This window comes from Rhodococcus sp. KRD162, assembly GCF_017168335.1.
GTDB lineage: Bacteria > Actinomycetota > Actinomycetes > Mycobacteriales > Mycobacteriaceae > Rhodococcoides.
In genome coordinates, this window is sequence record NZ_JABFAU010000003.1 from 361453 (window position 1) to 374253 (window position 12801).

13 protein-coding genes are annotated in these 12801 nt (G+C 65.0%); 7 read left to right on the forward strand and 6 right to left on the reverse strand.

Annotated features, from left to right (window positions below):
* Positions 1-12: 12 nt before the first annotated feature.
* Positions 13-1131 (reverse strand): citrate synthase 2, encoded by a 1119-nt coding sequence (locus J1M87_RS04155; RefSeq protein ID WP_206488067.1) that lies wholly within the window; start codon positions 1129-1131, stop codon positions 13-15.
* Positions 1132-1266: 135 nt separating this feature from the next.
* Here J1M87_RS04155 and pdxH point away from each other — a divergent pair, with 135 nt between their 5' ends.
* The 5 genes from pdxH to J1M87_RS04180 all read left to right on the forward strand — a co-directional run bounded on the left by pdxH (position 1267) and on the right by J1M87_RS04180 (position 6390).
* Positions 1267-1884 (forward strand): pyridoxamine 5'-phosphate oxidase, encoded by a 618-nt coding sequence (gene pdxH, locus J1M87_RS04160; protein WP_206488763.1) that lies wholly within the window; start codon positions 1267-1269, stop codon positions 1882-1884.
* Positions 1881-3173, forward strand: coding sequence for an MFS transporter (locus J1M87_RS04165; protein ID WP_206488069.1), 1293 nt, complete (start codon positions 1881-1883; stop codon positions 3171-3173). The genes pdxH and J1M87_RS04165 overlap by 4 nt, the downstream gene beginning before the upstream one ends.
* A complete protein-coding gene (locus tag J1M87_RS04170) occupies positions 3157-4086 on the forward strand; it encodes an aldose 1-epimerase family protein (protein ID WP_206488071.1) in 930 nt (309 codons plus the stop codon). Before J1M87_RS04165 ends, J1M87_RS04170 begins: the two co-directional genes overlap by 17 nt.
* On the forward strand, positions 4083-5021 hold the full coding sequence (locus tag J1M87_RS04175) for a carbohydrate kinase (protein ID WP_206488073.1): 939 nt from the start codon (positions 4083-4085) through the stop codon (positions 5019-5021). The genes J1M87_RS04170 and J1M87_RS04175 overlap by 4 nt, the downstream gene beginning before the upstream one ends.
* A 70-nt stretch (positions 5022-5091) precedes the next feature.
* On the forward strand, positions 5092-6390 hold the full coding sequence (locus J1M87_RS04180) for a citrate synthase (protein WP_206488075.1): 1299 nt from the start codon (positions 5092-5094) through the stop codon (positions 6388-6390).
* A 260-nt stretch (positions 6391-6650) separates the two neighbouring features.
* Here J1M87_RS04180 and J1M87_RS04185 read toward each other — a convergent pair whose 3' ends face one another.
* Positions 6651-7454, reverse strand: coding sequence for a carbon-nitrogen hydrolase family protein (locus J1M87_RS04185; protein WP_206488077.1), 804 nt, complete (start codon positions 7452-7454; stop codon positions 6651-6653).
* Between the two features lie 183 nt (positions 7455-7637).
* Here J1M87_RS04185 and J1M87_RS04190 point away from each other — a divergent pair, with 183 nt between their 5' ends.
* The gene (locus tag J1M87_RS04190) at positions 7638-7997 is read left to right on the forward strand and encodes an FKBP-type peptidyl-prolyl cis-trans isomerase (protein WP_057479261.1); all 360 of its coding nucleotides are present in this window, start codon (positions 7638-7640) and stop codon (positions 7995-7997) included.
* On the opposite strand, the gene J1M87_RS04195 is transcribed toward J1M87_RS04190, so the two are convergent.
* From J1M87_RS04195 to J1M87_RS04210, 4 genes are all read right to left on the reverse strand, one after another.
* A complete protein-coding gene (locus J1M87_RS04195; RefSeq protein ID WP_206488079.1) occupies positions 7972-9012 on the reverse strand; it encodes an isopenicillin N synthase family oxygenase in 1041 nt (346 codons plus the stop codon). The two genes, J1M87_RS04190 and J1M87_RS04195, sit on opposite strands and share 26 nt — an antisense overlap.
* 62 nt (positions 9013-9074) lie before the next feature.
* Positions 9075-10376 carry a sensor histidine kinase KdpD gene (locus J1M87_RS04200; RefSeq protein ID WP_206488080.1) on the reverse strand — a complete coding sequence of 434 codons (1302 nt, stop codon included), beginning with the start codon at positions 10374-10376 and terminating at the stop codon, positions 9075-9077.
* On the reverse strand, positions 10373-11101 hold the full coding sequence (locus tag J1M87_RS04205; protein WP_206488082.1) for a response regulator transcription factor: 729 nt from the start codon (positions 11099-11101) through the stop codon (positions 10373-10375). Before J1M87_RS04205 ends, J1M87_RS04200 begins: the two co-directional genes overlap by 4 nt.
* Positions 11102-11118: 17 nt before the next feature.
* On the reverse strand, positions 11119-11325 hold the full coding sequence (locus J1M87_RS04210; protein ID WP_241256525.1) for a hypothetical protein: 207 nt from the start codon (positions 11323-11325) through the stop codon (positions 11119-11121).
* A 141-nt stretch (positions 11326-11466) separates the two neighbouring features.
* On the opposite strand from J1M87_RS04210, the gene J1M87_RS04215 reads away from it, so the two are divergent.
* Positions 11467-12795 carry a deoxyribodipyrimidine photo-lyase gene (locus J1M87_RS04215; protein WP_206488084.1) on the forward strand — a complete coding sequence of 443 codons (1329 nt, stop codon included), beginning with the start codon at positions 11467-11469 and terminating at the stop codon, positions 12793-12795.
* The last annotated feature ends 6 nt before the right edge of the window (positions 12796-12801 follow it).

Here is a 12801-nt window from a genome sequence, read left to right on the forward strand (position 1 = left end):
GGCCACCTTCGACTACCGGATCAGGTCCCAGCCGTCGACGGACTCGGGGGTGCGGGGTTCGGGACCGGTGTAGATCGCGGCGGGCCGAACGAGCTTGCCCAGACGCTTCTGCTCCAGGATGTGCGCACACCAGCCTGCTGTCCGGCCACAGGTGAACATCGCGGGCATCATGTGCGCCGGTACCTCGGCGAAGTCGAGAATCACCGCGGCCCAGAACTCGACGTTGGTTTCGATGGCGCGATCGGGCCTGCGTTCGCGCAGTTCGGTCAGCGCCGCCTGCTCGAGAGCTGCGGCGACCTCGTAGCGCGGTGCGTTCAACCTCTTCGCCGTGGCGCGCAGGACTCGGGCGCGAGGGTCCTCGGCGCGGTAGACGCGGTGCCCGAATCCCATCAACTTTTCCTTGCGGTCCAGGATGCCGGTGATCAGGGCACGGGCGTCGCCGGTCCTCTCGACCTCTTCGATCATCGGCAGTACGCGGGCGGGTGCGCCGCCGTGCAGAGGTCCGGACATCGCTCCGATGGCTCCGGAGAGGCACGCCGCGACATCGGCACCGGTGGAGGCGATCACGCGTGCGGTGAACGTCGACGCATTCATACCGTGCTCGGCGGCCGAGACCCAGTAGGCGTCGATGGCTTCGACGTGCGCGGGATCGGGTTCGCCCTTCCAACGCACCATGAACCGCTCGGTGACCGTGGCAGCCTGATCGATGCGACTCTGCGGTACCGCGGGCTGATAGATGCCTCGGGCGGATTGCGCGACGTACGACAGTGCCATCACCGAGGCCCGGGCGAGATTGTCGCGGGCGGTGGTGTCGTCGATGTCGAGCACGGGTAGATAGCCCCAGATGGGAGCGAGCATCGCCAGACCGGCCTGGACGTCGACACGGACATCACCGGTGTGGATCGGCAGCGGAAAGGGCTCGGCCGGGGGCAGCCCACGCCCGAACTCGCCGTCGACGAGCAGCGCCCAGACATCGCCGAAGGTGACGTTCCTCGCGACGAGTTCCTCGATGTCGACTCCGCGGTAGCGCAGCGCACCGCCGTCCTTGTCGGGTTCGGCGATATCGGTGGTGAATGCTAGGACACCTTCGAGACCGGGGACGAAATCCTCGGGAACGTGTTGGACAGCCATGGCCTGTGGACTCCCTCGTCGCGTTGGCACCCGGTTCTGCGCCGGATCCGGGCGTACTGTGCCAGAACCATAGCCGGGATATGGGCGGGAGTAGCGTTCGGGCTTGTGTCTGCAGACGAACAGCGCCTGGCGAATATGCGCGTGGACTACGGCGAGCCAGAGGACCTCGAGGTCGGTTCTCTCGATGCCGGCTGGCTCGCGCTGGCGCAGCAGTGGTTGTCCGACGCGATAGCGGCGAACCTGCCCGAGCCCAATGCCGTCGTGCTGGGAACCGTCGACGACGCCGGAAGGCCGGCAACGCGCACCGTGCTGTGCAAGGGCCTGGACGAGGACGGTCTGGTGTTCTACACCAACTACGACTCGGACAAAGGTCGTGCACTGGCCGCTCACCCGTACGCGTCGATGACTTTCCCCTGGATCGGACTGGCCCGGCAGCTGACCGTTCGGGGCCCGGTCGTCGAAGTCGACGACGAGACCACCGAACGCTACTGGCACACCAGGCCGCGGGGTTCTCAGTTGGGTGCATGGGCATCCGAGCAGTCACGACCCATCGGCTCGCGGGAGGATCTGGCCGCTCGACTGGCCGAGGTCACCGCGAGGTTCGACGCGGCCGCGGTGCCGGTTCCGCCGAACTGGGGAGGCTTGCGCGTGGTACCGGAGACGGTCGAGTTCTGGCAGGGCCGAACCAACCGGATGCACAACCGAATTCGCCTGACCGTGGCAAATGGTGTGATCGAGCGACTGCAACCGTGAGCGGGTTGCGCGGCATCTTCGCCGACACGACACCGTTGAGGACTCGGACCTATCGGCGGCTGTGGTTGGCCAATATCGTCACCGTCATCGGCGCACAGCTGTCCATCGTCGCTGTGCCGCAACAGGTTTTCCAGATCACGTCCAGCTCCGCCTACGTGGGGCTGACCGGTGTCTTCGCGCTGGTCCCGCTCATCGTGTTCGGGTTGTGGGGCGGCGCGCTGGCCGATGTGATGGACCGGCGCACACTGTTGACGATCACCACCTGCGGCCTGATCGGAACCTCCGCACTGTTCTGGCTACAGGCGTTCCTCGGCCTGGACAACGTGTGGATAATCTTGGTGCTGTTGGCAGTTCAGCAGGCTTTCTTCGCGGTGAATCAACCGACCCGCAGTGCCATCCTCCCCAGAATCCTGCCGGCCGAGCAACTTCCGGCCGCGAACTCCCTGAACATGACGGTGTTCAATTTCGGCGCCATCGCGGGCCCGCTCAGTGCAGGCATCCTGATCTACTACATCGGGCTCGAGACCCTCTATCTGATCGACACCCTCGCGCTGTTCGTGACGTTGTGGGCGGTGATCCGGCTGCCCGCGATCCCGCCGTCGACGTCCGGCCAGCGAGCTGGATTGCGCTCGGTGATAGACGGTTTCGCCTACCTCGCGACGCAGAAGGTGTTGCTGGCATCGTTCGTCGTCGACATCATCGCGATGGTGTTCGGTATGCCCCGAGCACTGTTTCCGCAGATCGCCACCGAGAGCTTCGGCGATCCCGCGTCGGGCGGGCCGGTACTGGGCATGCTGTTCGCGGCGATGTCTGCGGGCGCGGTGCTGGGCGGCGTGTTCTCCGGATGGTTGCCACGAGTGCGCAGGCAAGGGCTGGCGGTACTGGTGTGCATCGGGGTGTGGGGAGTGGCGATGATCGGTTTCGGGCTCGCAGTCGGGGCCGCCACCGACGGGGCCACCGCCGTCGCGCTGTGGTTCGCGCTGGCCTTCCTGGCGCTCGGCGGCGGAGCCGACATGGTCTCGGCGGCGTTCCGCAGCACGATGTTGCAGCAGGTGGCGACCGACGAGATGCGTGGCCGTTTGCAGGGCGTCTTCATCGTCGTGGTCGCCGGTGGACCGCGAGTCGGCGACGTGCTGCACGGGGCCGCGGCCGCGTCCGTGGGGACCGCGGCCGCAGCGGCAGGCGGCGGAGTGCTGGTGGTCATCGGTGTCTCGATCGCCGCGCTGGCCCTTCCTGCGTTCATTCGCTACCGAGTGGGCGCGGTCGTGGACAATGGCTCCCATGGCTGACGCACAGACCTATTCGTTGATCAGCGGCAAGTATCGGGCCGACATCGCGGCCGTCGGAGCGGGCCTGCGGGTCCTCGAGTACGACGGCGCACCGCTCACCGAAACATGGGAGGCGGGCACCAAGCCGCCGCTGTCGGCGGGGCTGGTGTTGGCCCCGTGGCCCAACCGAACGGCCGACGGAACGTTCGTCTTCGATGGCGTCGAACATTCGATGGAGATCACCGAGCCGTCTCGGAACAACGCCAGTCACGGATTCGTCCGTCGCACTGCGTGGACGCTCGTCGAGCACACCGACGCACGCGTCGAGCAGAGCGTCGATGTCGGGACGCATCCGGGTTGGCCGTTCTCGTTGACGGTCACCGTGGTGCACGAGCTGTCCTCGGACGGTCTCACCGTGACCTCGACGGCGAAGAACACCGGCGATGCGGATGCGCCGTACGGGATGGGCTTTCACACCTATGTCCGGGTGGGGGACGTGCCACTCGACGAGTGCACGCTCGAGTTCTCGGCCGGGACTCGGTTGCCGCTCGACCCGGTACGCAATCTGCCCGTGGGCAACTCGGTGCCGACCGCCGATACCGAATACGACTTCGGTCGGCCCCGATCCCTGCAGGGCGTGCAGCTCGATACGCCGTTCAGTGCCTCGCTACCCGATCTCGACGGCCGAGCAAATCATGTTCTGCGCGGTCCCGATGGCACGGCGACCGTGTTGTGGACCGACAGCAACTTCGGTTGGGTTCAGGTGTTCACCGCCGATCCCGCCAACGATCAGGCGTATCCCGATCGGGGGCGAGCCCTGGCGATCGAGCCGATGACGTGCCCGCCGAACGCGTTGAACTCCGAGATCGATCTGATCGTGCTCGAGCCGGGGCAAACCTGGTCGGGTACCTGGGGAATGAGGTACGAGAAATGACGATTCTGGTGTGTGGTGAGGCATTGGTCGACCTGGTTCCCGTGCACGACGGGCCGTTGCTCTCGCCGAAACTCGGCGGGGGACCGTTCAACGTCGCCGTCTCGATCGGTCGACTGGGCTCGCCGGTGGCGTATCTGTCGCGGATCTCTCGTGACCCGTTCGGTGAGCAGATCCTGGCGCGCCTGCGTGATGCAGGCGTCGACATCTCGTGGGTGCAGCGCGGCGACGAGCCGACGACGTTGGCGATGACCACACTGGCCGAGGACGGGAGCGCCGAGTATTCGTTCTACGCGGACGGCACCGCAGACCGCCTCGTAGCCGATCCCGGCGACCTGCCCGATTCGATCAGCGTGCTCTCCTTCGGCACGTTGTCGCTGCTCTACGAGCCCGGTGCGTCGATGTATGCGGGTCTGCTGCATCGGGCTCGGGCCGCGGGCAAGCTCACGATGGTCGACCCCAATATCCGACCGGCCGCCATCGACAGCACCAGCGGCGACATCACCGCCGACGGCTTCCGTGACCGCTTCCGCTCATGGTTGCCCAGCATCGACATTCTCAAGGTCTCCGAGGACGACTCGTACTGGCTGGGACTGGGAACGCAGGGGACCACCGTCGACGATTGGCTCGCGGCAGGGGTCACCGCAGTGGTCATGACGCGCGGCGGGGACGGTCTGTCGGTCTTCACCGCGGAGGGCGAGACCTCTGTCCCGGGTGTCGCCGTCGACGTGGTCGACACGATCGGCGCTGGTGACACCGTGCACGGTGCCCTGCTCAGTTTTCTGCAGAAGGAGACCATTATCACATCGAACGCGGTGAGGGCGATGAGCAAGCAAGACTGGCAACGAGCCCTTGCGTTCGCCGCGAAGGCAGCGTCGATCACAGTTTCCCGACCCGGTGCCGACCCTCCCTGGGCGTCCGAGGCGTCGAGAGGCTAGTTTCACTATCGACGTAAGAACTGTCCGTTTTAAGTACGTGTCCGTTACACGAGTTCGAGAGGGACCATTCGTGCCCGCTGATAATGATGCCAAAGCCACCCTCACCTACCCCGGTGGCGAGTACTCCATGTCGATTGCCGAGTCCTCCGAGGGCAACAACGGCATCGAGCTGGGTAAGTTGCTGGCCACCACCGGTTACACGACACTCGATGGCGGGTTCGTCAACACCGCATCGACCAAGTCGGCCATCACCTACATCGACGGCGATGCAGGCATCCTGCGCTACCGCGGTTACCCGATCGAACAGCTCGCGGGCAAGTCGTCGTTCATCGAGGTCAGCTACCTGCTGATCTACGGGGAGCTGCCGTCCGCAGATCAGCTCGAGAAGTTCACCGACAAGATCCGCAGGCACACGCTGCTGCACGAGGATCTCAAGCGATTCTTCGACGGATTCCCGCGTAACGCGCACCCGATGCCGGTGCTGTCGAGTGCGGTCAACGCGCTGTCGGCGTACTACCAGGATTCGCTGGAACCGAACGATCCGCAGCAGGTCGAACTGTCGACCATCCGCTTGTTGGCCAAGCTGCCGACCATCGCCGCGTACGCCTACAAGAAGTCCGTCGGGCAGCCGTTCCTGTACCCGGACAACTCGAAGAGCCTGGTAGAGAACTTCCTGCGCCTGACGTTCGGCTTTCCGGCCGAGCCGTACGAGGTCGATCCCGAGATCGTCAAAGCACTCGACATGCTGCTCATCCTGCACGCCGATCACGAGCAGAACTGCTCCACCTCGACGGTCCGGCTGGTCGGATCCTCGCAGGCCAACCTGTTCACCTCGATCTCCGGTGGCATCAATGCACTGTGGGGCCCGCTCCACGGTGGTGCCAACCAGGCGGTGCTCGAGATGCTCGACAAGATCAAGGCCGAGGGCGGTGACGCCACGGACTTCCTGAATCGAGTGAAGAACAAGGAGGCCGGCGTCAAGCTCATGGGCTTCGGGCACCGGGTGTACAAGAACTTCGATCCGCGCGCGACGCTGGTGAAGGAGACTGCGCACACGATCCTCGGCAAGCTGGGCAACGGCGACGAACTGCTCGACATCGCCCTCAAGCTCGAGGAAACCGCGCTCACGGACGACTACTTCGTCGAGCGCAAGCTCTACCCCAACGTCGATTTCTACACGGGGCTGATCTACCGCGCGATGGGCTTCCCGCCGCGCATGTTCACGGTGCTGTTCGCGATGGGTCGTCTGCCCGGTTGGATCGCGCACTGGCGCGAGCAGAACGAGGACACGACCGGCAAGATCGGCCGTCCGCGCCAGATCTACACCGGCTACACCGAGCGCGATTACCAGGACGTCAGCTCCCGCTAGCTGATACTGCACAACGATGCCGCCGAATCCATCAGGGTTCGGCGGCATCGTTGTTTCTTGCGGCCTCGAGTTCGCAGTTGTGCAGGCGATAGTGCAGCGTTATCAGGCACAACTGCGATTTCGGCGTTCGTTGCCATTCCATCATGGTGTGGGTCAGAGCGACGGTCGGGCTGGATCTGTACGCGACGTCGACGCGCGCCTGGGCACCTACGTACTCGTTCTCGACAGGGATCTGGGCAACCGCATGGTCGTTCGCGGCATCAGTTCTTGTCGAAGTGCTTGCGGTTCTTCAGTACCGGCAGCGTTTTACGTACGGCGTCGACCATTGCGGTATCGATGTCGATGGTCAACATGCCGGGCGTCGCGTCGAGTTGACCGAGAATCTCGCCGGTGGGGGAACTGACGATGCTGTGCCCCACGCCCAAAGGGGCATTGCCTTCGGCGGCAACGGGTTCGGCCTGATCGCACGCCGCGACGAAGGTCGTCGAATCCAGTGCTCTGGCACGGGCAAGCAGGGTCCACTGCTCCACCTTGCCCTCGCCCGCACCCCAGGAAGCAGGCACGACGATCACCTCGGCACCGAGATCGCCGAGCTTCTGGAACAGCGCGGGAAAGCGGATGTCGTAGCACGTGGCAAAGCCCACCTTCACCCCTGCGATCTCCACCAGGGTGGGGTCCGAACCTGGTGCGACAGTATCGGATTCGGCGAAACCGAACGCGTCGAACAGGTGAATCTTGTCGTAGCTGGCCTCGACTCCGTTGCCGGTGACGAGCACGGTGTTGGCCACTCTGCCATCGGCGGCGGGGGTGAACATTCCGGCGACGACGGTGATGCCGTTGGTCGCCGCGATCTCCCGCACCGCGTCCGCCCACTCGCCGTCGAGAGGCTGTGCGAACGTGCGGATGGGTCCGCCGAAGCAGCGCATCGTCGCCTCCGGAAACACGACGACGTCCGATCCGGCCTGCGCGGCGGCGCGGGTGTGGGCGGCGATGAGTTCGAGATTCTCGGAGGGCTGTTCACCACTGGTGATCTGAGCGAGACTGAGGCGAATGGACGAGCTCATGCAGTACATCGTATGCCCTGGATTTCCGAGCGCTCTGACCTGCGGATTCAAGGCTTTTTCGGGTGCCAGCGCCCGTGGGTACTCATCTACGACGTAGAGTCGAAGCGCTGTACGCCCACACAATATTCATCCGTAGCATCACAGCCGGCGTCGGCGGGCCGGCATCAACCGCAGGAGACTTCAGTGACGAAGCCAGTAATCGAATTTCAGGCCGGACCGGCACCCTTGGACTTGGTGACGGTTGACCTCGTCGAGGGTGACGGCGCAGAGGCAGTGGCAGGCGGCACCGTCGAGGTGCACTACGTCGGCGTCGAGTTCGACTCGGGCGAAGAGTTCGACTCGTCCTGGAACCGCGGCGAGTCCATTCAGTTCCCGCTGCAGGGACTGATTCAGGGCTGGCAGGACGGCATTCCCGGAATGAAGGTCGGCGGACGTCGCCAGCTCACCATTCCGCCGGAGCTCGCGTACGGCCCCGCCGGTGCGGGTCATCGCCTCTCCGGCAAGACTCTCGTGTTCGTCATCGACTTGCTGGACGTGAAGTAGCCGCACGTCGCACGCGCTCGGCTTCGCGGGTCGCCAAGGCATTGGCCGTTCCGCCTCGGGAACCCGCAAGCTTCGCGTGAATATGCTCGGCCACGGTGACCGGTTGGTACCGGGCCACCGTGCCGGGTCCGATGCACGACGGCAGGGGCGCGATCACCGCATCGAGGTTGCCGTCGTGAAAGAACGCGGCAGATCGTCGGCGCTGAATCGTCCCGCCCGATACCGGAGGCCGCACCCGGTGCAGAGTCGACAGCCAGCGATCATTGGTCAATCGAGCCGTCAGATCACCCAGATTCACCAGCATCGCGTCCGCTGCGGGCTGGACGTCGTGCCACGACCGGTCGGCGGCGAGAACCTGTAGACCCGGCACGCGATCGGCCCACAGCACGGTCACCAATCCATAGTCGGTGTGCTCACTCATTCCGGTGAGCTCGTGGTCCGGGACGCCGGTGCCCGGGTCGAGTGCGTAGTTGTTCATGCGCAAGGTGTCGAGGGATCGATCGGTGATGCCGGCGAACAGATCCGGGCAGACCCCGAGGGCGTCGGCGAACACACCGGTCAGCGTCCGCGCCACCCGGGCAGCCTCGTCGAAGTAGAGCTCGACGGCGCTGCGGAATCCCGCCGTGGCAGGCCAGGTATTCGGCTCGCCGGTACCCACATTGAACGCCTCGAAGAAATCGTTCATGCCCGACGCCGATTCCAGCCCCAGACTCAGGCTCAAGGTTTCGCTCTTCGGGGCGGTGTAGCCGCGATTGAGCTCGGGCGGGCAGATGTAGGTCGATTTCTCGGCCGGGTCGAGCTCGAAGAACGAATCCATCGCCGAGGCGAGCCCGGCCACTGTCTCCTCGGCGATGCCGTGACCGACGATCTGCATGAAGCCCACTGTGCGGCAGGCCTGATCGACCTCCGATGCCACCCTTCGGCGGGCGGTCGCGTCGTTCGAGGAGAAACGATCACCGCGAACGTACGGGGAGATGTCGATGGTGGGGACGATGAAATCCGACGACGAGTCCATGGCTTCATGATCCTCGTGTCGGGGCAGCTCCGGGGTTTCTCCCGCGTAAAGATCCCGCGATTTCAGCGGTCGTGCAGCTCCAGCACCAGGCGCGCGCCGCCCAGCGGGCTGTCGGTGAAGTAGGCACGGCCACCGTGTAATTCGGCTTGTTGCGCCACCAGAGCCAGACCGAGACCGGAGCCGCCCTTGGCTGCCCTTGTGCCGCGCTCGAATCGGCCGAACACTGTTTCGCGTTCGCTCGGGGGAACTCCGGATCCGTTGTCGTCGATCAGAACCCGCACCGTGTCGTCCGTCCGTTCGGCGGTGATGACTATCGAGGTCGCGTCACCGTGCCGAACGGCATTGCCGATCACGTTGTCCACGGCCAGTCTCAGACCGGTCGGTAGCGCGCGCATCGTGATCTCGACATCGGGGGCCGTCTCGACGCGTATGTCCAACCCGGGGTGCAGTCGTTGTGCATCCTGAGCCGCGACATCGCAGATGTCGATGATGTCGGTCTCGATGCGGTCGCCCTCGCTGGAGAGCTCGCCCGAGGCGAGTCGCTCGAGGGCGGTCAGTGTCGTCTCGACGCGGCCCTGGGTCCGTTCGAGGTCTCCGAGGATTTCCTGCTGCTGTGCGGGTTCGAGATCGAGGGTCCTGAGTACCTCGATGTCGGTGCGCATCGCGGTCAGTGGGGTCCGAAGCTCGTGTGCGGACACTGCGGCGAAGTCGCGTGCGGTGTCGAGCGCGGCGTTGGTGCGATCCTGCGCCTCGTTCAACCTCGTCAACATTCCTCCGATCGCCACCGCGAGCTCGTCGGCTTCGGTGACGCCAGTGCGTGTTTCGGGAGCAGTAGGCGGCTGCGCGCTGACCTGTCGGGTCAACGTCACCAGTGGTTTGACGGCCCGGCCGCCGAACAGCCAGCCCAGGCCTGTGGAGACCGCGATGGCAGCCAGCCCCAGCAGGATCACCTGGCGCTGCTGCTCGTCGGTGACCTGCTGCGCCTCGATGGCGGGCACGCCGATGGAGATGGAAATCGAGGAGACCGCCGTCGACTCCGCGGTGTAGACGCGGAATCGTTGACCGTCCACGTCGACGGTCTGCGATCCGGTGTCGAGCGCGGGCAGCCGGGTCGGTGTGGATGCGACGACGATATCGCCGCTGCGAATGGTGACGGCGAACGCGCCGGAGAGCTGATCCAGGAAGGCTTCGAGTGTCGTGGAGGTCGGAATCAGCACCTGGGACGCGGCCGTGAGGCGTTCGTCGAGCTGGTTGACGTTGTTGCGAGAAATCGCGACCGAGGTGACCACTGCGAGGGCGGCGACGACCAGGGTGGCTCCGAGCGCGGTGGCGGCGGCGACGCGGGCGCGCAGCGAGAACCTCATGCCGATTCCCTGACGACGAATCCGACTCCGCGCACGGTGTGCAGGATGCGCGGCGACCCGTCGCTTTCGAGTTTGCGGCGCAGGTAGCCGACGAACACGTCGACGACGTTGGTGTCGGCGACGAAGTCGTAACCCCATACCAGTTCGAGCAGTCGCTCTCGGGTGAGGACGACGCCTTTGTTGCGGGCCAGAATTGCAAGTAGCTCGAACTCCCGCTTGGTCAGGTCGATATCGAGTCCGCCGCGATGGACGCGATAGCCGGGGATGTCGACCACGAGGGATCCGATGGCCACGGCCGAGTTCGATGCACCCGAATCCGACACCGGCACTACCGGGTTGGTACCGCGTCGACGCAGCATGGCGCGAATCCGCGCGACGAGCTCGGCGAGGACGAAGGGTTTGGTGAGGTAGTCGTCGGCACCGGATTCGAGGCCGGCGATGCGGTCGTCGACCGAGCTGCGAGCGCTGAGCACGCAGATCGGGATGTCGTTTCCCATGGCGCGCAGCGCGGTCACCACGCTCGCACCGTCGAGCACGGGCATGTTGATGTCGAGCACGATGGCGTCGGGGGTCGAGCGGGACACCACGCCGAGTGCCTCCGCCCCGTCGGATGCGGTGATGACGGTGAATCCCGACAGGCGTAGTCCACGTTGCAACGAGGACAGCACGTCGGCATCGTCGTCGACGACGAGGACGGTGGCGGGGGCACTCGAGGATTCGGTCACCCGTCCATTGTGGGGGTTCAGGCAGCCCAGCTGTCGACAGTGGTGCGGCGTTCCTCGGGTGTCTTGGCGAAGAATTCCTCCAGCGCGCTACGGCGGCCGGTGTCTGCGTCGAGTGACCAGGCGAGCGCCGGAGCCTTGGCGTAGAGCTGCTCGTAGTACTTCTCGAAAGTGCAGGTGCTGTTTACCAGGGAGAGAGCGCCGGGGAAGGGGCGAATGTCTTTCACGATGTTCTCCTTATCTCTTCTGTGTTTCCCAAGGTAAAGGGCTTTGTTGCAACTGTGGTGAGTCCTCGTTGGCGGTTCTCTGAGAATTGCCGGATGTGGTCGAGGGGATTGCGGGACGTCGCCGTGGGTAAGACTGCAACCATGTCGATCGTCTGGTTTCGCCGTGATCTCCGTCTGGGGGATCTGCCCACCCTCACCGCCGCTGCCGATTCGGAAGATCCGGCGCTCGCGCTCTTCGTGCTCGACGACCGCCTGCTGACGCCGTCCGGCGGACCGCGCAAGGACTTCCTGTTCCGTTCCCTCGAGGCGCTCGACGAGCAACTCGGGGGCCGGTTGATGGTGGTGCGCGGCGACCCCGCGACGGTCGTCCCCGAGGTGGCGAAGGCGGTCGGTGCCGAGGAAGTACACATCAGCGCCGATTACGGCCCCTACGGGCGCGAGCGAGACAGGCGCGTCGGCGAGAAGGTGACCTTGGTCGACTCGGGGTCGCCGTATGCGATCGCTCCCGGCCGGATCGTCAAGAGCGACGGTGAACCGTACAAGGTGTTCACGCCGTACTCACGGCAATGGATGGAGCACGGTTGGCGTGGGCCTGCCGACACGTCCGCGAAAACCGTGGAGTGGATCGACCCGGACGAGGTGAAAGGCGTTCGGCGCGTGAAGATCCCCTCGGAGAAGGACGGGTCCGATGTGGCGGCCGGTGAGAAGGCTGCGACGAAGCAGTGGAAGGAATTTCTCGAGCACGTATCGGCGTACGACGACGAGCGCAATCGACCGGATCTCGATTCGACGAGCCGGATGTCGGTGCACCTGAAGTACGGCACGATTCATCCGCGGACGATGCTCGCTGACCTGGGCAAGCTCCGTAGCGAGGGAGCGGCGTCGTACCGCAGGCAGATCTGCTGGCGAGACTTCTACGCCGACATACTGTTTCAGCGGCCCGACAGTGCTCGTGAGAACTACGTGAAGAAGTTCGACAAGATCGAACTGGACTCGGGAAAGCACGCCGACGAGTTGTTCGAGGCCTGGTGCAGGGGTGAGACCGGGTTCCCGATCGTCGATGCCGGTATGCGGCAGCTGAACTCGGAGAACTGGATGCACAATCGCGTCCGCATGATCGTGGCGTCGTTCCTCGTCAAGGATCTGCACCTGCCGTGGTGGCGGGGCGCGAGGTACTTCATGTCGCATCTCGTCGACGGTGACCTGGCCAGCAATCAGCACGGGTGGCAGTGGACCGCGGGAACGGGCACCGATGCCTCGCCGTACTTTCGGGTGTTCAATCCGATCACCCAGGGCGAGAAGTTCGACCCGACCGGCGACTACGTCCGGCGCTGGGTGCCTGAATTACGCGGCGAAGAAGGCAAAGCCGTGCACACGTTGAAGTTCGGGCGCCCAGAGAAGTACGTGGAGCCGATCGTCGACCACAAGCACGAGCGGGAAGTGGCCATCGCTCGTTTCAAGGCCCTGTGAGCGAGG